General features: G+C 66.6%; 20 protein-coding genes. 10 read left to right on the plus strand and 10 right to left on the minus strand.

From position 1 onward, the window contains the following. The first annotated feature begins 75 nt into the window (after nt 1-75). The gene (locus ACOQOU_RS06935; RefSeq protein WP_109768570.1) at nt 76-510 is read left to right on the plus strand and encodes an AprI/Inh family metalloprotease inhibitor; all 435 of its coding nucleotides are present in this window, start codon (nt 76-78) and stop codon (nt 508-510) included. Here the strand turns inward: ACOQOU_RS06935 and ACOQOU_RS06940 are convergent. Next, a complete protein-coding gene (locus tag ACOQOU_RS06940; RefSeq protein WP_306024991.1) occupies nt 504-1,265 on the minus strand; it encodes a gamma-glutamyl-gamma-aminobutyrate hydrolase family protein in 762 nt (253 codons plus the stop codon). The genes ACOQOU_RS06935 and ACOQOU_RS06940 overlap by 7 nt on opposite strands. A gap of 261 nt (nt 1,266-1,526) precedes the next feature. Here ACOQOU_RS06940 and ACOQOU_RS06945 point away from each other — a divergent pair, with 261 nt between their 5' ends. Continuing rightward, nucleotides 1,527-2,633 (plus strand): TRAP transporter substrate-binding protein, encoded by a 1,107-nt coding sequence (locus ACOQOU_RS06945; RefSeq protein WP_109768568.1) that lies wholly within the window; start codon nt 1,527-1,529, stop codon nt 2,631-2,633. A gap of 248 nt (nt 2,634-2,881) precedes the next feature. On the opposite strand, the gene ACOQOU_RS06950 is transcribed toward ACOQOU_RS06945, so the two are convergent. Then, the gene (locus ACOQOU_RS06950; RefSeq protein ID WP_109768567.1) at nt 2,882-3,517 is read right to left on the minus strand and encodes a 2-dehydro-3-deoxy-phosphogluconate aldolase; all 636 of its coding nucleotides are present in this window, start codon (nt 3,515-3,517) and stop codon (nt 2,882-2,884) included. 77 nt (nt 3,518-3,594) lie between these two features. Then, nucleotides 3,595-4,512, minus strand: a complete 918-nt coding sequence (locus ACOQOU_RS06955) for an N-acetylmuramidase domain-containing protein (RefSeq protein ID WP_306024990.1) — start codon at nt 4,510-4,512, stop codon at nt 3,595-3,597. A gap of 889 nt (nt 4,513-5,401) precedes the next feature. Here ACOQOU_RS06955 and ACOQOU_RS06960 point away from each other — a divergent pair. From ACOQOU_RS06960 to galE, 3 genes are all read left to right on the plus strand, one after another. Further along, nucleotides 5,402-6,337: a rhodanese-related sulfurtransferase gene (locus tag ACOQOU_RS06960; RefSeq protein ID WP_306024989.1), complete on the plus strand. Its 936-nt coding sequence runs from the start codon at nt 5,402-5,404 to the stop codon at nt 6,335-6,337. Between the two features lie 25 nt (nt 6,338-6,362). Continuing rightward, nucleotides 6,363-7,187: an urease accessory protein UreD gene (locus tag ACOQOU_RS06965; RefSeq protein WP_109765754.1), complete on the plus strand. Its 825-nt coding sequence runs from the start codon at nt 6,363-6,365 to the stop codon at nt 7,185-7,187. 93 nt (nt 7,188-7,280) lie between these two features. Next, on the plus strand, nt 7,281-8,303 hold the full coding sequence (gene galE, locus ACOQOU_RS06970) for a UDP-glucose 4-epimerase GalE (RefSeq protein WP_306024988.1): 1,023 nt from the start codon (nt 7,281-7,283) through the stop codon (nt 8,301-8,303). Nucleotides 8,304-8,306: 3 nt separating this feature from the next. On the opposite strand, the gene ACOQOU_RS06975 is transcribed toward galE, so the two are convergent. Then, a complete protein-coding gene (locus ACOQOU_RS06975) occupies nt 8,307-9,185 on the minus strand; it encodes a UTP--glucose-1-phosphate uridylyltransferase (protein WP_109765263.1) in 879 nt (292 codons plus the stop codon). A gap of 206 nt (nt 9,186-9,391) precedes the next feature. Between ACOQOU_RS06975 and ACOQOU_RS06980 the strand changes: the two genes are divergently transcribed. From ACOQOU_RS06980 to ACOQOU_RS06995, 4 genes are read left to right on the plus strand one after another with little or no spacing between them, the layout of a single operon-like run. Beyond that, nucleotides 9,392-9,604 carry a helix-turn-helix domain-containing protein gene (locus ACOQOU_RS06980; RefSeq protein ID WP_109765265.1) on the plus strand — a complete coding sequence of 71 codons (213 nt, stop codon included), beginning with the start codon at nt 9,392-9,394 and terminating at the stop codon, nt 9,602-9,604. A 30-nt stretch (nt 9,605-9,634) separates the two neighbouring features. Further along, nucleotides 9,635-12,361, plus strand: coding sequence for a cation-transporting P-type ATPase (locus tag ACOQOU_RS06985; RefSeq protein ID WP_420578858.1), 2,727 nt, complete (start codon nt 9,635-9,637; stop codon nt 12,359-12,361). Between the two features lie 6 nt (nt 12,362-12,367). After that, a complete protein-coding gene (locus ACOQOU_RS06990; protein ID WP_306024986.1) occupies nt 12,368-14,086 on the plus strand; it encodes a cation:proton antiporter in 1,719 nt (572 codons plus the stop codon). Further along, nucleotides 14,086-15,066 (plus strand): universal stress protein, encoded by a 981-nt coding sequence (locus tag ACOQOU_RS06995; protein WP_306024985.1) that lies wholly within the window; start codon nt 14,086-14,088, stop codon nt 15,064-15,066. Before ACOQOU_RS06990 ends, ACOQOU_RS06995 begins: the two co-directional genes overlap by 1 nt. A gap of 3 nt (nt 15,067-15,069) precedes the next feature. Here ACOQOU_RS06995 and hutU read toward each other — a convergent pair whose 3' ends face one another. From hutU to hutI, 3 genes are all read right to left on the minus strand, one after another. Further along, nucleotides 15,070-16,737, minus strand: a complete 1,668-nt coding sequence (gene hutU / locus ACOQOU_RS07000) for a urocanate hydratase (RefSeq protein ID WP_306024984.1) — start codon at nt 16,735-16,737, stop codon at nt 15,070-15,072. Nucleotides 16,738-16,990: 253 nt separating this feature from the next. Continuing rightward, nucleotides 16,991-18,529, minus strand: coding sequence for a histidine ammonia-lyase (hutH, locus tag ACOQOU_RS07005; RefSeq protein ID WP_306024983.1), 1,539 nt, complete (start codon nt 18,527-18,529; stop codon nt 16,991-16,993). Beyond that, nucleotides 18,526-19,731: an imidazolonepropionase gene (gene hutI / locus ACOQOU_RS07010; protein ID WP_306024982.1), complete on the minus strand. Its 1,206-nt coding sequence runs from the start codon at nt 19,729-19,731 to the stop codon at nt 18,526-18,528. Before hutI ends, hutH begins: the two co-directional genes overlap by 4 nt. 53 nt (nt 19,732-19,784) lie before the next feature. On the opposite strand from hutI, the gene ACOQOU_RS07015 reads away from it, so the two are divergent. Beyond that, the gene (locus tag ACOQOU_RS07015; RefSeq protein ID WP_346433265.1) at nt 19,785-21,200 is read left to right on the plus strand and encodes a formimidoylglutamate deiminase; all 1,416 of its coding nucleotides are present in this window, start codon (nt 19,785-19,787) and stop codon (nt 21,198-21,200) included. A 13-nt stretch (nt 21,201-21,213) separates the two neighbouring features. Here the strand turns inward: ACOQOU_RS07015 and purU are convergent, their stop codons facing one another. The 3 genes from purU to rocF are packed head-to-tail and all read right to left on the minus strand — an operon-like array spanning nt 21,214 to nt 24,226. Continuing rightward, on the minus strand, nt 21,214-22,101 hold the full coding sequence (gene purU, locus ACOQOU_RS07020; protein WP_306024981.1) for a formyltetrahydrofolate deformylase: 888 nt from the start codon (nt 22,099-22,101) through the stop codon (nt 21,214-21,216). Nucleotides 22,102-22,146: 45 nt separating this feature from the next. Then, entirely contained in the window at nt 22,147-23,247 is a 1,101-nt protein-coding gene (locus ACOQOU_RS07025) for an ornithine cyclodeaminase (protein WP_306025169.1), read from the minus strand. A gap of 34 nt (nt 23,248-23,281) precedes the next feature. Then, nucleotides 23,282-24,226 carry an arginase gene (gene rocF, locus ACOQOU_RS07030; RefSeq protein WP_306024980.1) on the minus strand — a complete coding sequence of 315 codons (945 nt, stop codon included), beginning with the start codon at nt 24,224-24,226 and terminating at the stop codon, nt 23,282-23,284. Between the last annotated feature and the right edge of the window lie 67 nt (nt 24,227-24,293).

Here is a 24,293-nt window from a genome sequence, read left to right on the forward strand (position 1 = left end):
GCTTCGGTCGCATTGGTTAGCAAATCGTTAACCCTGACCGATCATGCTCGCCGCACCGATCAAGGGGGCAATGCGATGCGGTTCAACACGACCCAATGGCTGAACGGGTTTGCCGTGGCAGGTGCCGCTGCGATGATTATCGCGGCGGGTGCCGGCGCGCCCGGCTCGGCGCCGTCCGGCATCGATCCGGTGACGACCGCATCGGTGGCATCGGCCGCGGCCGCCGGCGGCGACCGTTTCATGGCGCTCGATCACCGCACCAACATCAGTTGCAGTTTCACCCTGCATCGCGCCGACGGCTATGACGTGCACCGGGTCGAACCGGGCTCCTCCTGCGCGCGCCTGGGCGAACTGTTCGCCCGCGCCCGCGCCTGGCAGGAATCGCGCCGCGGCACGGTGACGGTCACCGACCATCGCGGAACGCCCCTGATGCGCCTTGCCCCCGGCGACGGCTTTGCCTGGGAAGTGGTCGAGCCGGACAATGTGAAAGTGTCGCTGGCCGCCTACTGAGCCGCCGCCAGCCGCCCGCCCGCATGGATGCGGGCCGCTTCGCCGAACGCCTCGAACAGCCGCCGCGAGGGCGTGTCGGACTTCGCCCAATATTCCGGGTGCCACTGCACCCCGAGCGCAAAGCCGGGTGCGTCGATCACCGAAACCGCCTCTATCGTGCCATCCTCTGCGACCGCCTCCGCCTGAAGCCGCGGCGCCAGCGCGCTGATCGCCTGCCGGTGCAGCGAATTGACCGGCACCGGACCGCCGCCGACGATGGACGCCAGACATCCGCCCGTCCTGGGCGCCACATCGTGGACGATGGCAAAGCGCTCGTCGTGATCCTCGTGCTGCGGTGCGCGATGGTCCCTGCGGCCGTCCAGCTCCTGGATCTCGGTCGCGAGCGTCCCGCCGAGCGCCACGTTCAGCTCCTGCAGCCCCCGGCAGATGGCAAGCAACGGCACGCCCGTCTCCACCGCCGCCCGCGCCAGCGGCAGGCTGGTCGCATCGCGCGCCGGATCGTATGGCTCGTAGGCCGGTCCCGGTTCGGCGCCGTAAAGGCCCGGATGAACGTTCGACTTCGAGCCCGACAGCATCACGCCGTCGACGCGGCTCAGCAGCCCGTCAATGTCGATCCGCTCGCCGAAGGCCGGCACCATCAGCGGCAGCACGCCGGCCACTTGGATCGCCGCCGTCAGATAGGTCTCCGGCGTTGCGTGCCAGGTATAGGTGTCGAACTGCCGGACATCGCAGACGACGGCAACGATAGGCTGCATGGGGGCTCCGCTTCATGGTCACGAGCATCGGGGCCGGCATCCCGTGCCGGCTCGCTTCCCCCATAATCGGTTTGCCGGCCGGACGGAATAACCCTCGAAGTCCGGGCTCCTGCACCCAAATCGATTAAGTGGAAAAAAATATTGACCAGTTGGGGTCCCGATAGTGGACAGCGCACGCGAAAGCTGCAAGTTTGCGGCTTGTTGAAGATGGCGAGAGGAGATTTTGCCGCCTTCGACCCATTGTGTTCACGGGAGGATCATATGGATCGTCGTTCATTTATCAAAAAGGCCGGCGTCGCCGGCGCGGGTGCGGCAGCCGCCACCACCCTGGCAGCGCCCGCCATCGCGCAGGAAATGCCGAGCATCACCTGGCGTTGTTCGTCCGGTTTCCCCAAGGCGCTGGATACGATCTACGGTGCGGCGGAAGTGTTCTCCGATGCGGTCAGCGAGATGACCGACGGCAAGTTCAACATCCAGGTCTTCGCCGCCGGCGAAATCGTCGGCGCGCTGGAAGGCGCTGCCGCCGTCACCGCCGGCACGATCGAGTGCGCGCACACCGCCTCCTACTATTTCTGGGGCCAGGACCCGACCTTCGCCTTCGGCACCGGCGTGCCGTTCGGCCTGAACCAGCGCATGACCAATGCCTGGCTCTATGAGGGCGGCGGTCTCGAACTGCTCAACGAATTCTACGCCACGCAGAACATGATCGCCTTCCCCGCCGGCAACACCGGCGCGCAGATGGGCGGCTGGTTCCGCAACGAGATCAACACGCTTGAAGACATGCAGGGCCTGAAGTTCCGCATCGGCGGCTTCGGCGGCCGCATCATCGAGCGCATCGGCGTCGTTCCGCAGGGCCTGCCCGGCGGCGACATCTATCCGGCGCTCGAGCGCGGCACGATCGACGCGGCCGAATTCGTCGGCCCGTACGACGATGCCAAGCTGGGCTTCAACAAGGTCGCCCAGTACTATTACTATCCCGGCTGGTGGGAAGGCGGCGTCGCGCTTCTCAACATGATCAATTTGGACGCCTGGAACGCGCTGCCGGACACCTACAAGGGCATCGTCAAGAACGCGTCCGCCATGGCCAACTCGGTGATGATGGCGCGCTACGACACGCTCAACCCGCAGGTCCTCAAGGAACTGGCGGCGTCGGGCACGCAGCTTCGCCCCTACAGCCAGGAGATCCTCGAAGCGTGCTTCGAGGCGGCCAACGAGACCTATGCGGAAATCGCCGCCGAGAACGAAATGTTCAAGAAGGTGCACGACAGCTACATGGGCTACCGCAAGGACGCCTATCTGTGGATGCAGCTGTCGGAATACAATTTCGACACCTTCCTCATGCTGCAGCAGCGCGCCGGCCGCCTCTGAGGCCAGCGACTGTCCGACACGCGAAACCCGGGATGTTTCATCCCGGGTTTTTTCGTTGTCTGAAGAATGATTTGTCCGCCTCCCCCTTGAGGGGAGGCAAGAGAAGCAACCTTCGGGCTCGGCCCGAAGGGCAGCTGATCGGGTGGGGGTCACAATTGGGCACGATCGGTGGGTGTTACCCCCACCTGGCTCTGTCTCGCTTCGCTCGTCGATCGCCGACCTCCCCTCAAGGGGGAGGTAAGACGGCGTTACCCCAGCCCGGCCGCCTCTTTGGCGAGGGCCGTGATGCGGTCCCAGTCGCCGCTCGCGACGGCCTCCTTGGGCGCCACCCACGAGCCGCCGACGCACACAACGTTCGGCAGATCCAGATAATCGCCGGCATTGTCGGGCGACACGCCGCCCGTCGGGCAGAACCGGACGGCGGAAAAGGGCGAGGCGAGCGCCTTCAGATAGGCAACGCCGCCCGCCTGTCCGGCCGGAAAGAACTTCAGATGGGTGTAGCCCTCTTCGAGCGCCGCCATGATCTCGCTGGACGTCACGCATCCCGGCAGGAGCGGCACGTTGGCGCCGTCCGCCGCTTCGGCAAGCTCCGGCGTGAAACCCGGCGAGACGACAAAGCGCGCGCCGGCCGCCCGACACGCCTCATACTGCTTGGCGTTCAGCGCCGTACCGGCGCCGACAACCGCCTCGGGAACCTCGGACGCGATCGCCTCGATCGCATCGAGCGCAGCCTCGGTGCGCAGCGTGATCTCGACCGCCGGAAGCCCGCCGGCGGCCAGCGCCCGCGCCAGCGGAACCGCCTTGCCCGCATCCTCGATCACGATCACCGGGATCACCGGCTGGCCGGTCATGATCGGCGCAAGCGCCGCTACGTTCTGACCCATTGTCTGTCTTCCCTTCCCCGAAACCCGCTATATCCCGCTGTCTTTAAATCGGTTGAACATCCCTGTCCATGCGTCCGTCAGGAGCGCCGCAGGCCGGACCACGCGGCCACCAGCCGCGCCACAAATGTCAAAAGACCCCGCCACGAGCCGAATTTCGGCAGTGCATCGGACAGCGCGGCCCGGCTCGCCGGACCGTAGATGCCGTCAATGGCGAGCCCGTGACGGCTCTGGAACGCGCGCAGCGCCGCTTCGGTGCGCAGGCCGAACACACCGTCGGCGCGCAACGGATGGCCCGCCGCGGTCAGCATGCGCTGCATGTCGCGCACCGCGTCACCCCGGTCGCCGCGCCGCAGCAGCGTGCCCCTTCGACCACGTTTTGACGTTGCCGGCACCGATGACGGACGCCCGTCGCGATGGCGCGCATGGGCCGCCGCCAGCCGCACATCGTAGCGGTTCTTCGCATAGGCCGGGCCGTTGTAGCGCCGCGCGAACCCGGCCCAGTCGCGCGCATGCAGCAGCGACGTCAGCCGGTTGGCATGGATGAAGCGCAGCATCAGCCGCACCTGACCTTCGATGCCGGACCGCGCCTCGCGTGCCAGCGCCTCGGGCGAACCGAAGCCCAGATGCTTCCAGTGGGCGCCCATCACCTGGCCGATACCCCACGACACCGATTGCAGCGCAGCAGCCCGGTCGATCCGCGCCGCGCGCTCCAGCATCTGCCAGCGCCCGGCCTGTCCGCGCGGGTTCTTGACGGCGCCGGCGCGGGGCGAAGCAAGGCCGGCGGACCGCGCTTCCGCACGTCGGTGTTCGCCGACCAGCCGGTCGAAATAATGGCCCTCGAAGCGGATCAGCGGTTCCTTGCGCCCGCCGACATAGGCAAACGCCCGGCCGCCCGATTCGACTTCGGCGACCGCCTTGAGTGCCGCCGGCTCGATGCCGTTGTCGCGCGCCACGCGCTCGATGATCTGAAGGGTCTCGTCGGAAAATGCCGCCACCTTTCGCTCCTCTGGCTGGGGGCGTCCAGTATTGGCCGCTGCGCGGGCGGTTCGATAAGTCGGACCGGCCGGGAAACTTGTCCAACCGTTTCACACCTCCCCCATACTCCTGCCACCGCGCCCATCGGAACGTCGGATGGCCACCACCTTCGGCGGGCGCGGCGGTGGCCTGCCGGGCGATGCGAGCGGTCGCGTTGCTGGGTGATGAACCCCCACGGCAGGGCGGAATGAAGGTGTGCGATGTCCGTCCGCGCCTGTCCTCGGCCAGACCCGGCCGGCGATCAGGATCGGACGGGGCCGACCGAACCAACCGGACGCCACGGGTCCTGTGGCAATCCGAAAGGTTCAGCCGGTCACGGCAGGGCGTGAGCCTCGCGCCGGCGCTTCACATGACGATCACCGCAAGCCCGCCGGACGGGCGGTTTGGCGACCGCAACTTACATAACTACGGATCGCGGCTCACCAAACCGCCCGTTGTTCTGGACTTTTTGAAGCTGGCGCAAAATCTTGCGCGGGCTGGCGCCCACGTGCGTTTTGCGTTTGCCCAGGGCGCACGTCGACCCTCGGGCTCGACCCGAGGGGAAGCGCAAGTCCTTGGGCGATTGAAGATGTTTCATGCTCTCGGCTTCCAAAGGAGGTGCGGAGGGATTGAACACGCCCGCCTCCCCCTTGAGGGGAGGCACGCGAGACCGAGCCTGCGATGGTCGAGCGGGTGGGGGTGACAGTCAAAGGCCGCAGCTGACATATACCCCCACCCGGCTCTGTCTCGTTCACACTCGCCACTCGCCGACCTCCCCTCAAGGGGGAGGTGAGGAGCACCCCTACGCCAACACAAACCCGGAACCCCGAACCCCTTCCCGCCATCGCCATCAATCGCTAGAACCCCGCCATGACCGACAAACCCGTCATCGTCGCCGCCCTCTACCATTTCGCCCGGCTCGACACGTACCGGGAACTGCAAAAGCCGCTGGCGGAGCTGTGCTGCAAGGCCGGACTGAAGGGCACGCTGCTGCTCGCCTCCGAGGGCATCAACGGCACCGTCGCCGGCCCGCGCGCGGGCATCGACGCGATGCTCGCCTTCCTGCGCGCCCGGCCCGAACTGGCAGGCCTCGAACACAAGGAGAGCTTCGCCGACACCATGCCCTTCTACCGTCTCAAGGTGCGGCTGAAGAAGGAAATCGTCACCATGGGCGTGCCGGGCACCGACCCGACCAGGATCGTCGGCACCTATGTCGCGCCCGAGGACTGGAACGATCTGATCGCCGACCCGGACACGATCGTCGTCGACACGCGCAACGATTACGAGGTGAAGATCGGCACGTTCGAAAACGCGGTGAATCCGGAAACCGCCACCTTCCGCGAATTCCCCGACTGGGTGCGCCGCAACGAAAATGCGCTGCGCGGCAAGAAGATCGCCATGTTCTGCACTGGCGGCATACGCTGCGAAAAGGCGACCGCCTTCGTCAAATCGCTCGGCCACGACGACGTCTTCCACCTCAAGGGCGGCATCCTGAAATATCTCGAAACGGTGCCCGAAGCGCAAAGTGCGTGGCGCGGCGAATGTTTCGTCTTCGACGAGCGCGTCTCGGTCGGCCAGGGCCTCGCGCAGGGCACCCACAGATTGTGCCGCGCCTGCGGCGCTCCGCTGTCGCCCGAGGATCTGCGTTCGCCCGATTACCGGGCCGGCGTCCAGTGCGGCCATTGCGCCGGCACGATGAGCGAAGCGGACCGCGCCCGCTTCGAAGAACGCCAGCGGCAGGTGGAACTGGCCCGCGAACGCGGCACACGGCATATCGGCGACGGAAGCCAGCCCGGTGGCCGTTGAACAGGGCCGGATCGAACCGGCGGCGATGCAGCGCTCGGTCGGCGCCGGGCGGATCGCGGTCAAGGCCGGCCCGGACGGCCGGACCCGGCTGGACGCGCTGCACCAGAAGGCCAACGCCAAGATCCGCATCCCGAAAGCCTATGGAACCGCTCTCGAAGCGGTCCTGATCAACACCGCCGGCGGGCTGACGGGCGGCGACCGGCTCGACTGGTCGGCGGCGGCGGGCGCGGGCACGCATCTGGCGATCGCCACCCAGGCCTGCGAGCGCATCTACAAGAGCGCCGGCGGCACAGCGCAGCAGACGACCCGGCTCGATGTCGGCGCCGGCGCCCGACTGGACTGGCTGCCGCAGGAAACGATCCTTTTCGACGACAGCGGGCTCGACCGGTCGATCGAGATCGACATGGCCCCGGACGCCGCTTTCGTGGGGCTTGAAACGCTGGTGCTGGGCCGCGCGGCGATGGGAGAGACGGTGCGCCGCACGCATCTGCGCGACCGCTGGCGGATCCGCCGCGCCGGACAATTGATCCATGCCGACAATGTGCGCCTTGATGGCGATGCCACGGCGCTCGCAGACGGCCCGGCAACGCTTGCGGGCTGCACGGCAATTGCCACGCTGGTCCATGTCGCGCCCGGCGACGACGAACAGCGGGCGGCCCTGTCCGAACGGCTGCGGGCCGCGCTCGCGCCGATGACCGCCGGCGCACTACAGGTTGGCGTCAGCGCCTTTGCCGGCAAATGCGTTGTCCGGCTGATGGCGCCCGACGCCTACCGCTTGCGGCCACTGGCGATCGCCGCGCTGTCGATCCTGCGCGACGGCGCGCCGCTCCCCGCCGTCTGGCGCTCATAGCGGCACACCTGCCGGCACACGCCGCGAACCCTTTCTCAACCCTTGCGTGACAGGCTGGCCGCAACCCCGGCCCAACCGCAAGGAGCAGCCGTCATGAAGATCCTGGTCGCCGGCGGCGCCGGCTATATCGGTTCGCACACCTTTCTGGCGCTGCGCGAGGCGGGTCACCGTCCCGTCATTTTCGACAATTTTTGCAATTCCTCGCCGCGCGTGCTCGACCGGCTCGGCCAGCTCTTTCAGGAGACCGCGACCTGCGTCGAAGGCGACATTCGCGATGTCGGCGCGCTTGAAAAGACGATCACGGAGCATGGCTGCGAGGCGGTCATCCACTTCGCCGGCTACAAGGCGGTCGGCGAAAGCATGGCCGAGCCGCTCAAATATTACGAGGTCAATGTCGGCGGCACCGAGCGGCTCCTGACCGCGATGAGGAACACCGGCGTCAAGAAACTGATCTTCTCATCGTCGGCGACGGTCTATGGCGACCCGCAGCAATTGCCGATCCCCGAAGATCACCCGCTGTCGACGGCCAGTGTCTACGGTCACACCAAGCTGGTGGTCGAGAACATGCTGCGCGCGCTCTACGACGCCGACCGGCAATGGGCGATCACCATCCTGCGTTACTTCAACCCGGTTGGCGCCCACCCGTCCGGCCTGATCGGCGAGGACCCGGCCGACGTGCCCAACAATCTGATGCCCTTTATAAGCCAGGTCGCGGTCGGCCGGCGCCCGTACGTCAGCGTCTTCGGCGACGATTACCCGACGCCCGACGGCACCGGCGTGCGCGACTACATCCATGTCTGCGATCTGGCCGAAGGGCATGTCGCCGCGCTGCAGATGCTCGAAGAACCGCAATGCACGGCGGTCAATCTGGGCACCGGGCAGGGCTATTCGGTGCTCGACATGGTGCGCGCCTTCGAGGCCGCCAGCGGACGGACGATACCATACAAGATCGCCGAACGGCGCGCCGGCGACATCGCCGCATGCTATGCCGACCCGTCACGCGCCAGGGCGCTGATGGGCTGGACCGCCCAGCGCGATCTGACCGACATGTGCGCCGACGCCTGGCACTGGCAGTCGCGCAATCCGATGGGCTATCTGGATATCGCCGCCGAATAGGCCTTACGGATCGAGGCTCTTGATGAAGGTGCGCAGATCCGCGCCCAGTTCGTCATGGGCAAGGCCGAGCGCGATGTTTGCGCTCAAAAAGCCCAGTTTCGAGCCGCAATCGTAGGTCCGGCCGTTAAACGGCACGCCGTAGAATGGCTGCGCGTCCATCAGCGCCAGCATCGAATCGGTCAACTGGATTTCGCCGCCCGCGCCTTTTTCGTGCCGGCCCAGAAGCCCCATGATCGACGCATCGAGAATGTAGCGTCCGTTGAGGAAATAGGTCGACGGCGCGGTGCCCGGTTCCGGCTTTTCCACCATGCCCGTGATCGAGAACGAGCCATCGTCGAACGTCTCGCCCATCGAGACGATGCCGTATTTGTGAGCCTGGTCGGGATCGCACGATTCCACCGAGACGACATTGCCGCCGCGATCGCCATGCACCTCGACCATCTGTGACAGGCAGCCCGGATCGCCGGTCATCACCATGTCGGGCAGCAGCACGGCGAAGGGTTCGCCGGCGCTGACCATCTCGCGCGCGCACCACACGGCATGGCCAAGACCGAGCGCCTGCTGCTGGCGCGTATAGCTGATCTGGCCCGCCTGCGGCAGGTCGGCCCGCAGCATCGCCAGCGGCTCGTCCTTGCCCCGCTGTTCGAGCGTGTGCTCCAGTTCGAACTGGTGGTCGAAATGATCCTCGATGACGTTCTTGTTGCGGCCGGTGACGAAGATGATGTGCTCGATGCCGGCGGCTTGCGCCTCCTCGACGGCATATTGCACCACCGGTTTGTCGACGACCGTCAGCATTTCCTTGGGCACCGCCTTGGTCGCGGGCAGGAAGCGCGTGCCGAGACCGGCGACGGGGATGACGGCTTTGCGGACTTTATGGGACACGGGGCGTCTCTCCGGGGTTGGGACCTCAGCCCCTCATACTGCAGTGCACGCAAACAGAAAACAGCCAACCGGCACGACCCGATGCATCGGAACCCTGCGCGCCCCCCTGCATGTCCCGGCCCATCGATCGTCAACCGTCTTGATCGGTGTCAAAGCGGCTTGAGACGATTTGACCGATGCTCAAATCACTTCAGTGGAGCCGATCGATGCTGAGCAAACCCTTCATGACAACGCACGAGATAGCCGAACTGCTCAAGGTGAACGAGGCCACGGTGCGGGCATGGATTCACGGCGAGGATCTGCGGGCGGTGAAGCTCGGGCGGGAGTTCCGCGTCGCGGTCAGGGATCTCGAAGCGTTCGTCAACGCCCACGCAACGCGGCCGCCGGCCTGGGAACAGGCGGACGGCGCCAAGGGCTGAGCGGGTCGCAACGGTAAACCAAAGGACACGATGATGAGTTGGCATGACCAACCGTTCAGCGAAGCGCTGACAAGGTTCGGCACGCGCGTCGAGCAGGGGCTCGACGAGAACGGTGCGCGGCAACGCCTTGCACGTTACGGGCCCAACAGGCTGCCCGAACCAAAGCGGGCGGGCCCCCTCGCCCGTTTTGCCCGCCAGTTCCACAATGTGCTGATTTACGTTCTGATGGCCGCCGGCACGACGACGGCCATGCTCGGCCACTGGATCGACACGGCCGTCATCCTTGCGGTCGTGATGGTCAACGCCATCATCGGCTTCGTCCAGGAAGGCAAGGCCGAAAGCGCGCTGGCCGCGATCCGCGACATGCTGGCGCCCAGGGCCACGGTTCTGCGCGATGGCCGCCGCCGAACCGTTCCGGGCGAGGACATCGTGCCCGGCGACATCGTCATCGTCGAGGCGGGAGACCGCATCCCGGCCGATCTGCGCCTTTGCGAAACGCGCGGCGTGAAGATCGAGGAAGCGGTGCTCACCGGCGAATCGGTGCCCGTCGACAAGGCGACCGGTCCGGTGGCGGCGGACGCGCCGCTCGGCGACCGCCGCTCGATGGCCTTTTCCGGGACGATGGTGGCGGCCGGACAGGGACGCGGCATCGCCATCGCCACCGGTGCGGACACCGAGATCGGCCGCATTTCCGGCATGATCGCCGACGTCCCCTCGACCGAGACGCCGCTGATCCGCCAGATGGCGGTGTTCGCCAAATGGCTGACGGTCTTCATCGTCGGCTTCAGCGCGCTGATCCTATTCTTCGGGCTGACGCTCGGCGGCTACGGCTTCACCGAACTGTTCATGGCGCTGGTCGGCCTGTCGGTCGCCGCCATACCCGAAGGCCTGCCGGCGATCCTGACGGTGACGCTCGCCATCGGCGTGCAGGGCATGGCGCGGAGGAACGCGATCGTGCGCCGCCTGCCTGCCATCGAGGCGCTCGGCTCGGTCTCGGTGATCTGCTCGGACAAGACCGGAACGCTGACCAGGAACGAGATGACCGTTGCCGGCGTGATCACCGCCAACCATGCCTACCGCGTCACCGGAACCGGATATGCGCCCCATGGCGGCTTCGTGCTGGACGGCGCCGAAGCGCGCGTCGCAGACCATCCTGTTCTGACCGAACTGGGCCGCGCCGCGCTCCTGTGCAACGAGGCCGACCTCGTCGGCGCCGGCGACCAGTGGCAGGTGATCGGCGATCCGATGGAGGGCGCGCTCGTCGCCTTTGCCTGCAAGGCCGGCTTCGAGCCGGACGCCGAACGGGCCCGCCAGCCGCAGACCGATGCGATACCGTTCGACGCGCAGCACCGCTTCATGGCGAGCCTGCGCCACGATCACGATGGCCATGCGACCATCTTCGTCAAGGGCGCGCCGGAGCGCATCCTTGCCATGTGCCGGACCCAGCGCATCAAGGACGGCACCGACGCGCCGATCGATGCCGATTATTGGCGCGAACAGGCCGCTACCGTTGCGGACCAGGGCCAGCGCGTTCTGGCCATCGCGGTCAAGCCGACCCACGGGGACCATGGCGAACTGCATTTCGGCGATGTCGACACCGACCTGACGCTGCTCGGCCTTGTCGGCCTGATCGATCCGCCCCGCGAGGAGGCGATCGAAGCGGTGCGCGAATGCCGGGCCGCCGGAATCGGCGTCAAGATGATCACCGGCGACCATGCCGGCACCGCCGCCGCCATCGGCCGGCAACTGGGGCTCGCCAACACCGCCACGGTCATGGAAGGCGCGGAGATCGACACGCTGGACGCCGAGCAGTTGCGCCAACGGGTGGCGGAAGTGGATGTCTTCGCCCGCACCAGCCCCCAGCACAAATTGCGCCTGGTCGAAGCGCTGCAGGACGGCGGCGCCGTGGTCGCCATGACCGGCGATGGCGTCAATGACGCGCCCGCGCTCAAGCGCGCCGATATCGGCATCGCCATGGGCCAGAAGGGCACCGAGGCGGCCAAGGAAGCCTCCGAAATCGTGCTCGCCGACGACAATTTCGCGACCATCGCCGCCGCCGTCAAAGCCGGCCGCACGGTCTACGACAATCTGAAAAAGGCGATCATCTTCCTGTTGCCGGTCAATGGCGGGGAATCGCTGTCGCTGGTCGCCGCCATCCTGCTCGGCCTGACATTGCCGATCACGCCGCTGCAGATCCTGTGGGTCAACATGGTCTCCTCGGTGCTGCTCGCCATGACGCTGGCCTTCGAGCCCGCCGAGAGGGGCGTGATGGCGCGCGCGCCGCGTCCTGCCTCCGAACCGATCCTGTCGCCCTTCGTGCTGTGGCGTGTCGGCTTCGTCTCGGTCCTGTTCATGGCCGGCATCTTCGGCAAGTTCGCGCTCGCACAGGCGCAGGGCTCATCGGTCGAGGAAGCCCGCACCATCGCGGTCAACACGCTGGTGGTGATGGAGATCTTCTACCTGTTCTCGGTGCGCTATCTGGGCGAACCCTCACTGACGCTGCGCGGCCTGTTCGGCACGCGGCCGGTGCTGATCGCGATCACAGCCGTGACCGCGCTGCAGTTTCTGTTCACCTATGCACCATTCATGGAAGCCTTCTTCGACACCCGGCCCCTGTCGCTTCTGCAAGGCTTGCAGATTGTCCTTGTCGGCGTCGCCGTACTGGTCATTCTCGAACTGGAAAAGCGCGCCATGTGGGCCTGGCGCGACCGGCGCGGCAGTGCGCCCCATGGAAAAAGCGCCCAGGCGCGTGGATGATAGCCCATGACCGAGACGATCACCGACTACATCTTCTACGAGGTCGCAGCACTTCTGGTGCTGGCCGCCGGCGTCGGCTTCGTCGGCCTCTTGCTGCGCCAGCCGCTGATCGTCTCGTTCATCGCGGTGGGGATCGTCGCCGGCCCGTCCGTGCTCAACATCGCCCGGTCGGACGAATATATCGATCTTCTGGCGGAGCTGGGCATCGCAGTGCTGCTGTTCCTCGTCGGGCTGAAGCTCGACCTTAATCTGGTGCGAACGCTCGGGCCGGTCGCGCTGCTGACCGGGCTTGGCCAGGTCGCGTTCACAACGATTTTCGGCTTTCTGATCGGGCTGGGTCTCGGGCTCGATCCGGTGACGGCCATCTATGTGGCGATCGCGCTGACGTTTTCGTCGACCATCATCATCGTCAAGCTGCTGTCGGACAAGCGCGAGATCGATTCGCTGCACGGCCGCATCGCGCTCGGCTTCCTGATCGTGCAGGACATTGTCGTCGTGCTGGCGATGATCATGCTGTCGGCGCTCGGCGTCGGTGCGCAGAGCGACTCGGCGCTCACCGACATCCTGTCGGTGTTCGGCTATGGCGCGCTGATGCTCGTCGCCGTCGGCCTGTTCATCCGCTATGCCGCGAACCCGCTGATGGAAAGGCTGTCGCGGGCGCCCGAACTGATGATCTCCTTCGCCATCGGCTGGGCCGCGCTTCTGGCCGCGCTCGGCCATTATTTCGGCTTCGGCAAGGAGCTCGGCGGCCTCCTCGCCGGCGTTTCGCTCGCCTCGACACCGTTCCGCGAAGCGATCGCCGCGCGGCTTGCCAGCCTGCGCGACTTTCTTCTGCTGTTCTTCTTCATCGCGCTGGGCGCGTCGCTCGATCTGGGCGTGCTCGGCGACAATATCGGCGCGGCCATCGTCTTCTCGCTGTTCGTGCTGATCGGCAATCCGCTGATCGTGCTCGCGATCATGGGCGCGATGGGATACCGCAAGCGCACCGGTTTCCTCGCCGGCCTCACCGTGGCGCAAATCTCCGAGTTCTCGCTGATCTTCATGGCCATGGGCGTCGCCATCGGCCATGTCGCAGCCGACGCCATGGGGCTGGTGACGCTGGTCGGCCTGATCACCATCGCCGCCTCCACCTACATGATCACCTGGTCGCACCAGCTTTACCGGTTCGTCGAGCCGGTCCTTGGTCCGTTCGAGCGGCGCGGCGCGGGCACCGAGGAGGACAATTGGCAGCCGAGCGCCGACGGGCACGATGTCGTCATCTTCGGGCTGGGGCGCTACGGCCTGGCGATTGCCGAAGAACTCGACAGCGCCGGGCTGAAGGTGCTTGGCGTCGACTTCAATCCGGTTGCCGTGCGCGAGGCGCGTCAGTTGGGGTTCGACGTGATGTTCGGCGACGCCACCGATCCGGAGTTCATCGCCCATCTGCCGCTGGCCCCGGTTCGCTGGGCGATCTCGGCGGTGCCCGAGCACGATACCGGCATCACCCATGACGATCCGCGCCGGTCGCTGATCCGGTCGCTGCACGATACCGGTTTTGCCGGCCGCACCGCTGTTGCGGTACACAGCGAAGACAATGCCGAACGGCTGAAGCAGGGCGGCGCCGATCTGGTGCTCAATCCCTATCGCGATGCCGCCTCGCAGGCCGCAAGCCTGGTGCTCGGCACCGAACGCGCGCAGGCGCGCGAACCCGCCAGACCCGCTTCCAAGAAAGAGGAGGTCCAGTGATGGCCGACCGCCCGGCGGCAGCGCCGTTCTCCAACATCGTTGCGGTCTGCGAAACCGGCGACGGCGGCGCCGAAAGCCTGGCGCGCGCCGCCGATCTGGCCCGCGCGAACAATGCCCGGCTGACGGCGCTGGCCGTCGGTGACGATCATGCGGAGATCAAACATCTCGCACGCTTTGCCGGCGTCGAGGCCGCCGAGATCGAAGCGGGAATGATGGATGCGCTCAAGTCCGCACTGGCCGAAAGGGTCGCGTCCTATGCCGGCGACCTGACCATCGCCATCGAGACCCGGCTGGGGCGGCCGTTCCGCGAGATCATCGGCGATGTGATCGAGAACGGACGCGATCTCGTCATCAAGATGGCCGAGCCGTTCGACCAGAAGCACCGCTACCTGTTCACCTCGACCGACCAGCACCTCCTGCGCAAATGCCCATGCCCGGTCTGGCTCGCCATGCCCGGCGCCGCCCAGCCGCCCAGGACGATCATGGCCGCCGTCGATCTCGACGACGAAGAGGGCGACAGGGACGACGCCCTCAACCGCATCATCGTCGAGACCGCCTGCCGCATTGCAGCGTCAAGCGGCGCGACGTTGCACATCACCCATGTATGGGACGCGCCGGCCGAGGATCTGGTGCGCCGCTGGACCAATGATTCGGGCGATGTGCGCCGCTATCTGGACGCAACCGAAGCGGCCCGCCGCAAGGCGCTCGATGCGCTTACGCGGCAAGCCAGGGAGGACATGGCTGAAGACGCGCTGCCGGCCGCGATCGTGCCTCATCTGGCACGGGGCCGGCCGCGCGATGTCATCCCGGCCCATGTCGATGCGATGGGCGTCGACCTTCTGGTGATCGGCACGCTGGTGCGCACCGGAATTCCGGGCCTGATCATCGGCAACACCGCCGAAGACGTGCTCAATGCGGTCGATTGCTCGGTGCTCACCGTCAAGCCCCCCGGCTATGTCAGCCCGCTGGCATCGGGATGACCGCTACAGGATGCCCGGCAGATCGAGGCCGTGTTCGGTCGCGCAGTCGCGCGCGATCTCATAGCCGGCATCCGCATGGCGCATCACACCGGTGGCCGGATCGTTCCACAGGACGCGCTCGATCCGCCGCGCGGCGTCCTCGGTGCCATCGGCGCAGATCACCATGCCCGAATGCTGCGAAAAGCCCATGCCGACCCCGCCGCCATGATGAAGCGACACCCATGTCGCGCCGGAGGCGGTGTTCAGAAGAGCGTTTAGGAGCGGCCAGTCCGACACCGCGTCCGAGCCGTCCTTCATCGCCTCGGTCTCGCGGTTGGGCGAGGCGACCGAGCCCGAATCGAGATGGTCGCGGCCGATCACAACCGGGGCCTTGAGTTCGCCGCTCGCCACCATTTCGTTGAACTTCAAACCGGCCCGGTGCCGGTCGCCCAGCCCGATCCAGCAGATGCGCGCCGGCAGCCCCTGAAAGGCGATCCGCGCGCGCGCCATCTCCAGCCATTGATGCAGATGGGCATTGTCCGGAAACAGTTCCTTCATCGCCGCGTCAGTCTTGTAGATGTCCTCGGGATCGCCCGACAATGCGCACCAGCGGAACGGGCCGATCCCGCGGCAGAAGAGCGGCCTTATGTAAGCGGGCACGAACCCTGGAAAGGCGAATGCGTTTTCGAGCCCCTCCTCGAGCGCGACCTGCCGAATGTTGTTGCCATAGTCGAGCGTCGGCACGCCGGCGTTCCAGAAGTCGACCATCGCCGCCACATGCACCTTCATGGAGGCGCGCGCGGCCGCCTCGACGGCCTTGGGGTCGCTCTCCTGCTTTTCGCGCCACTGGGCGACCGACCAGCCCTGAGGCAGATAGCCGTGGACGGGATCGTGCGCCGAGGTCTGGTCGGTGACGATGTCGGGCCGGATGCCGCGCCGAACCAGTTCAGGGAAAACATCGGCCGCATTGCCCAGAAGGCCGACCGACTTGGCCTCGCCCGCCTTCGTCCATGCATCGATCATCGCCAGCGCCTCGTCGAGCGTCTCGGCCTTCTCATCGAGATATTTCGTCCTGAGGCGGAAATCGATGCGCGTCGGATCGCACTCGACGGCAAGGCACGACGCGCCGGCGAAGACGGCGGCCAGCGGCTGCGCGCCGCCCATGCCGCCAAGGCCCGCCGTCAGGATCCATTTGCCTGTCAGATCGCCATCATAATGCTGCCGGCCGGCCTCGGCGAAGGTCTCATAGGTGCCCTGCACGATGCCCTGCGTGCCGATATAGATCCACGAGCCCGCCGTCATCTGGCCGTACATCATCAGGCCCTTGCGATCGAGTTCGCTGAAATGATCCCAATTGGCCCAGTGCGGCACCAGATTGGAATTGGCGATCAGAACGCGCGGCGCATCCGCATGGGTGCGGAAAATGCCGACCGGCTTTCCCGACTGGACCAGCAGCGTCTGGTCATCGTCCAACGCCTTGAGCGCGTCGACGATCCGGTCGAAATCGCCCCAGGTCCGCGCCGCCCGGCCGATGCCGCCATAGACGACGAGTTCGTGCGGGTTTTCGGCGACATCGGGATGCAGATTGTTCATCAGCATCCGCATCGGCGCCTCGGTCATCCAGCTTTTCGCCGTGATTTGCGGCCCGGTCGGCGGGAACACGTCTCGGACATTGTGGCGCGGGTCGGTCATTAGAGCGCTCCGTTATGAGATCGAACCATTCTGCCGGTGTGGGTTTGGTTCAAGGCCAAGGGCTTTGGCGATGGTCGTATCGGGATACGGCCGAGCCGAAGGCCGCCGGAGTTGGACCAAACCGGCCCGGCCCTTCGGGTTTGCGACCGGTGGACACCCGCGACGTCAAACCGCTTGCCCGTAGCCCCGCTACGCGCCGCACGCTTCTCCTGGCGGATCGCCACACCGGTCGGCAAACAGAATTGTTCCGATCTCATAACGAAGCGCTCTCGCCCATCTCCAGGGTGCAAAGGTCGAGCCCGGATGCGCAGAGCGCTGCCGCGCTGCCAATATCGGCCGACACCATCCGGTCTTCGCCCAGCGGCGGCACCGTCGTTCGCAGTCGTTTGACCAGTTCGCGCAGCGGCGCACTGGTCTGAAGCGGCGCGCGGAACTCGACGCCCTGCGCCGCGCACAAAAGTTCGATGCCGACAATATGCGCCAGATTGTCGACCATCCGCCGCAGCCGCAGCGCGCCATGGGCGGCCATCGACACATGATCTTCCTGATTGGCCGATGTCGGCGTCGAATCGGTCGAACAGGGATTGGCCAGATGCTTGTTCTCGCTCATCAGCGCGGCTGACGTGACCTCGGCGATCATCAGGCCGGAATTGAGCCCCGGCTCGGGCGTCAGGAACGGCGGCAGGTCGAAACTCAATGTCGGGTCGACCATCAGCGCGATGCGGCGCTGCGCGATGGCGCCCAGCTCGGCGATCGCGATGGCGATCTGGTCGGCTGCCATGGCGACCGGCTCGGCATGGAAGTTGCCGCCCGAGATGACCGAAGCGTCCTCGAACACCAGCGGATTGTCGGTGACTGCATTGGCTTCGATGGCGAGCGTGTGCGCCGCCATGCGCAGCTGGTCGAGCGCGGCGCCCGCCACCTGCGCCTGGCAGCGGATGCAATAGGGGTCCTGGACGCGCGTGTCGCCCTCCCGGTGGCTTTCGCGAATTTCCGAGCCGTCCAGCAGGCCGCGCATCGCGGCTGCCACCTCGATCTGTCCGCGATGGCCGCGCAGCGCATGGATCTCCGGGCGCAAGGGCGCGGTCGAACCCATGATCGCATCGGTCGAAAGGGCCGCCACCGCGATCTGGCTTTCGACCAGATGCCACAGGTCGAACAGGGCGCCGAGCGCGACCGCCGTCGAAAATTGCGTGCCGTTGATCAGCGCGAGCCCTTCCTTCGGGCCGAGCACGATCGGATCAAGGCCGGCGTTCCCCAGCGCTTCGCCGCCGGACACGGGATGACCGTCCACCTTGGCACCCCAAGCCTGCCCCTCGCCAATCATCACGGCGGCCATGTGCGCAAGCGGTGCCAGATCGCCCGAGGCGCCGACGGACCCCTGTTCGGGCACGTTCGGCCAGATGTCATGGGCGAGCATCGCTTCGAGCAGTGCGATCAATTCCCACCGCACGCCCGATGCGCCGCGCGCCAGCGAGTTGACCTTGAGCAGCATCATCAGCGCCGTTTCGGCGCGCGGCAGCGGATCGCCGACGCCGGCGCAATGCGACAGGATCAGATTGCGCTGCAGACGGGCCGTGTCGTCCGGCGCGATCCGCATCGAGGCCAGCTTGCCGAACCCGGTATTGACGCCATAGACCGGCACATCGCCCCGCGCGATATCGGCGATCACCGCCGCGGCGCGGTCGATGCCGGCACGCGCGCGCGCATCGACGCCCGGCGCCCGCCCGCCGGCGAAAAAAGCGCGCATCTGCGCCATGTCCAGACGGCCGGGCTCGAACGTTTGTGTCAAAACTGGCCTCCCAAGATCCGTCTGTACAGCGGATTGAAGCCGATCCGGTAGCTGAGTTCAGCCGGTTCTTCGACATCCCATACCGCAAAATCGGCACGCAGGCCGGACGCGATCGTGCCGCAATCGTCAAGCCCCAGCGCGCGCGCGGCATTGCGCGTGGTGCCTGCCAGCGCTTCCTCGGGCGTCATGCGGAACAGCGTGCAGGCCATGTTCATGGCGAGCAGCAGCGAGGCCATCGGCGACGAGCCGGGATTGGCATCGGTCGCCACCGCCATCGGCACACCCGCCGCGCGCAATGCGGCAATCGGCGGAGCTTGCGTCTCGCGCAGCGTGTAGAAGGCGCCGGGCAGGATGACGGCGACCGTGCCGGCCTTGGCCATGGCGGCGATGCCGTCGGCGCCCAGATATTCGAGATGGTCGGCCGACAGCGCGCCGTGGGATGCAGCGAGCTTCGCACCGCCCAGATCGGACAATTGTTCCGCATGCAGCTTGACCGGCAGGCCCAGTTCCACCGCCACATCGAACACACGGGCGATCTGTTCCGGCAAGAACGCAATCCCTTCGCAGAACCCGTCCACCGCATCGGCCAGCCCGTCTGCATGCGCGCGGCGCAGCGCGGGAATGCAGATATCATCTATGTAAGCGTCCGCTTCCATTCCGGCCGGCACCGCATGAGCGCCAAGAAAGCTCGTGCGCACCCGCACGGGCCGGTCCCGCGCGATGCGCCGCGCCACGCGCAGCATGCGCAGTTCGGTGTCCGCGTCGAGCCCGTAGCCCGACTTGATCTCGACGACGCCGACGCCTTCGGCGATCAGCGCATCGACACGGCGCAGCGCACTGGCGAGCAGTGAGTCTTCGTCGGCGGCGCGGGTCGCGGCGACCGTCGAGACGATCCCGCCGCCGGCCCGCGCGATCTCTTCATAGCTCGCCCCTTCGAGCCGCATTTCGAACTCGCGCGCCCGGTTGCCGCCATGCACGAGATGGGTGTGGCAATCGATCAGCGCCGGCGTGACCAGACGCCCGCCCAGATCACGAATCGTCGCGTCGCCTGCATCTGGCATGTCCGCCGCCGGCCCGGCCCAGGCGATCCGACCATCCCGGACGATGATGGCGCCGTCGCGCAACAGCCCATAGGGCGCGCCGCCCGGCACCATGGTGGCGAGGGTCGCGTTGCGGATCACCATGTCGACCGGCCCGGCCATCCGCCCTCCCCTCGCAGATTTGGCTTGAACGCGGCCAACTCAATAAGCCATTGATGACGCTGTCAATCGCATTCGACGCGGCGATGGCACCAATCGGAGACGGCATCATGACCGCATTGTGGGCGCCCGAAGCGATGTTGCCGGACCGGTGGGCAAGAAACGTCCGCGTCACCGTCGAAGACGGAAAAATCGCCTCGGTGGTCGCGGACACGCCGGCTGAGCACGGCGACCGGCGCCTGACCGGATGCGCCTTGCTGCCGGCCATGGCCAATCTGCACAGCCACGCCTTCCAGCGGGCGATGGCCGGCATGACCGAGCGGCGCGGCGAGACCGACGACAGTTTCTGGACCTGGCGGGACCTGATGTACCGCTTTGTCGGCACGCTTGAACCCGACGAGATCGGCGCCGTCGCGGCGCTCGCCTTCATCGAGATGCTGGAAGCAGGCCATGGCAGCGTGGCCGAGTTCCACTATCTGCACCACCAGCCGGGCGGCGCACCCTACGAAAACCCTGCCGAACTGAGCCATCGCATCATCGGTGCCGCCGCGGAGACCGGCATCGGCCTGACGCTGTTGCCCGTTCTCTACACATTTGCGGGCACGGGCGGACAGCCGCTGTCGGGCGGCCAGCGCCGCTTCGGCAACGACACGGACAGCCTTTTGCGGATCGCCGAGGCGGCGCGGCCAGTGCTTGCCGAAGACGGCGCGCTCGGCATCGCGCCCCATTCCCTGCGCGCCGTCACGCTCGACCAGATCGCCGAATTGCAGGCAGCATTCGCGGACGGCCCCTTGCACATCCATGCCGCCGAACAGACCGCCGAAGTGGAGGCGATCGTCGCGGCCCATGGCGCACGGCCGATCGAACTGCTGCTCGACCGGGTCGGCATCGGTGAAAACTGGTGCGTCGTGCACGCCACGCACATGAGCGCTGCGGAAACACGCCGGCTGGCGCAGAGCGGCGCGGTGGCGGGCCTGTGCCCGGTCACCGAGGCCAATCTCGGCGACGGGCTTTTCAACGCGGCGGACTATCTGGCTGCCGACGGCGCATTCGGCATCGGCACCGATTCCAATGTGCAGATCACGCTGGCGGGCGAACTGCGCCTTCTCGAATATGGCCAGCGCCTTCACCACCGCGCCCGAAACGTGATCGCCGGACGCAGCACATCGACGGGCGACACGCTTTACCGCGCGGCGCTCGCCGGCGGCGCCCGAGCGCTTGGCCGCAAGTGCGGCGCCATCGCGCCGGGCATGCGCGCCGATCTTCTGACGCTTGATCGAAACGATGAGACGCTGCTGCCGCTGACAACCGGTCAGCTGCTCGACGGGTTCATATTCGCCGGTGCATCGAAAGCGGTCCGCGATGTCTGGTCGGCCGGCCGGCATGTGGTCCGCGATGGACGGCACATCGCGCGCGACGATGTCAGCCGGCGCTACAAGGCGGCGATGCAGCGGATCGTCGACCGGCTTTGAACCGGGGCGGTCCTTACGGCTCGAACACGACCGTGCGGCTGCCATTGATGAAGACGCGCCCCTCCGCGTGGAGCCGGATCGCCCGCGACAGGACGCGCGCCTCCACATCGCGCCCGCGCATGACCAGATCGTCGGGGTCTGAGGTGTGGCTCACCCGCTCGGTCCCCTGCTCGATGATCGGCCCTTCGTCCAGATCGGGCGTCACATAATGGGCGGTCGCGCCGATATGCTTGACGCCGCGGTCCCATGCCCGGTGATAGGGCTTGGCGCCCTTGAAGGCCGGCAGGAAGGAATGGTGGATGTTGATCAGCTTGCCGAAATGGCGCGAACTGAACCCGTCGGACAGGATCTGCATGTAGCGGGCGAGCACCACCAGTTCGGCGCCCGTTTCGGCCATGATCGCCTCAAGCCGCGCCTCCTGTTCCGCCTTGGTCCCGGGCGTTACCGGCAGATGATGAAAATCGACGCCCCAGCGCGCGGCATCGGCCTGCGAATCGGTGTGGTTGGAAACGATCGCGGCCATGCGGATCGGCAGGGTGTTGGTGCGTACCCGGTACCAGATGTCCTGAAGGCAATGGTCGAATTTCGAGACCATGACGATCGCCGGGATCACCCGGTCCTTGTCGTCGACGGACACTTGGGCATCGAACTCGCTGCGGAACCCGTCGAGGAAGGCGGCAAGGCCGGCGGCATTGGTTTCGGCCCCGGCACCGTCGGCGGTCTGGACGCAATCGACGCGCATGAAGAAGCGTCCCTCGCCCGCGCGGCGCGCCGTGCCCGGCGCCGGCTCGTGGAACTGCGAACTCTCGATGATGTTGTAGCCATGCGCGGCGAGCGCCGTGGACAGGGCGGAGACGATGCCCATCCGGTCCGGGCATGTGATCTTGATGATGATGTTCATGGCTCTTGCCGAAGGTGGGATGTTGCACCCGGCTTGTAGAGCGGTTCAATCCGATCGGGAAGCTGCGGAAGCGCGCATCAGCATGCCGTAGAGATCGCGCGGTTCGTCCGGGTCGGCCAGCATGTCCAACTCTTCGAAGAAGCCGGTCCCGCGCAGCCGGTCATGGATGTAACGCAGCGCCGAAAAATCCTCGGTCGCGAACCCGACCGAATCGAACAGCGTGATCTGTTCGGGCGCCGTGCGCCCGGCGGTGTCGCCAGTGATGACCTGCCACAATTCGGTGACCGGATGGTCGTCGTCGAGTTGCTGGATTTCGCCCTCGATGCGCGTCTGCGGCGGGTATTCGACGAAAATGTCCGACCGCAGCAGGATGTCGCGATGCAGTTCGGTCTTGCCGGGGCAGTCGCCGCCGATCGCGTTGATGTGCAGGCCCGAGCCGACCATGTTGTCGGTCAGGATCGTCGCATATTGCTTGTCGGCGGTGCAGGTTGTGATGATCTGCGCACCCTCGACCGCTTCCTCGCCGCTCGTGCAGGAGGTGACCGCAAGGCCGGTGCCTTGAAGGTTCCGCGCCGCCTTGGCGGTCGCGCCGGGGTCGGTGTCATAGAGGCGCACCGCGTCGATGCCGAGCATCGCCTTGAAGGCCAGAGCCTGGAACTCGCATTGCGCGCCATTGCCGATCATCGCCATGGTGCGCGCGCCCTTGGGCGCCAGATGGCGCGCCGCGACCGCCGATGTCGCCGCCGTGCGCAGCGCCGTCAGTATCGTCATCTCGCTCAAAAGCAGCGGATAGCCGTTTTCGACCGACGACAGAACGCCGAAAGCGGTGACGGTCTGCAGTCCCTCGCGCGTGTTCTTTGGATGGCCGTTGACATATTTGAAGCCGTAATACTCGCCGTCCGACGTCGGCATCAATTCGATCACGCCGACCTTGGAATGGGAGGCGACGCGCGGCGTCTTGTCGAAATGCGGCCAGCGCCGGAAGTCGTCCTCGATGTAATCGGCAAGCTCCGTCAGCACCCGCTCGACGCCGATCGCATTGACCAGCTTCATCATGTTGTCGACCGAAACGAACGGCACCAGATTGGAGCCTTCGGGCGGTCCGGGCGGCGTCTGCGATGCGGGCTTTGACGGTGTCGATGTCATGGCGGTCATGGCGGATTCCCTTGAAAAAGCGGTGTCAGGCGGCGCGCGTCGGCCGGTCCATCACGCGTTTGCCGAACAGGCTGGCGACCAGATCGACCACCAGCCGGGCAGTGCGGCCGCGATCGTCGAGGAACGGGTTCAGTTCGGCGATGTCGAGCGAGGTCACCCGGCCGTTGTCATGCAGCATCTCCATCACCAGATGCGCCTCGCGGAAGGTCGCGCCGCCGGGCACGGTGGTGCCGACAGCGGGCGCGATGTCCGGATCGAGAAAATCGACATCGAAACTCACATGCAGGTCGCCATCCTCGGCGGCGACGCGGTCCAGAAAAGCGCGCAGCGGCCGCGCAATGCCCACCTCGTCGATCGCCCGCATGTCGGTGACGGCGATCGCCGTCCCACCGATCCGCGTGGCCTCTTCGGCATCGACCGAGCGAATGCCCAGCATGGCGACCCTTTCTTCGGCGACCGGCGCCGGCATTGGCGGGAAAGCCTCGAACCCGGCGCGGCCGGTAAAATAGGCAACCGGCGTGCCGTGCAGATTGCCGCTGCGCGTGCTGTTCAGATCGTGGAAATCGGTGTGCGCGTCGAGCCACAGCACAAAAAGCGGCCTGCCGCGTTTTCCCGCCCGTCGCGCAACGCCTGAAACCGTGCCCGCCGACATCAGGTGATCGCCGCCCAGAAAGATCGGCGGCCCGTCGGCACTGGCGGCAAAGGCGGCATCCGACAGGGCGGATACCCAGCCCGCCGAAGGTCCCAGATCGTGGATTGCCGGATTGGTATGCTCGCGCGGTCCGGGCAAGTCGGGCGCCAGATTGCCGGCGTCCGACACGCGATGGCCGAGTTCGGACAGGCTTTCGGCGAGCCCGGCGACACGCAATGCGTCGGGACCCATCAGGCAACCCCGATAGGCGCTGCCGCAATCGACCGGCACGCCCACAAGCGTTATGTCGAGAGGCGCGGCCGCCGCCCCACCGGGCACCCTCGTTCCCCCAATGTCCGGTCTGTTGCCAGTGTGCTGCACGCGTCGGCTCCCTGTATCGCCCTCG

It is taken from the genome of Oceaniradius stylonematis (assembly GCF_965223445.1).
GTDB classification, from domain to species: domain Bacteria; phylum Pseudomonadota; class Alphaproteobacteria; order Rhizobiales; family Rhizobiaceae; genus Roseitalea; species Roseitalea stylonematis.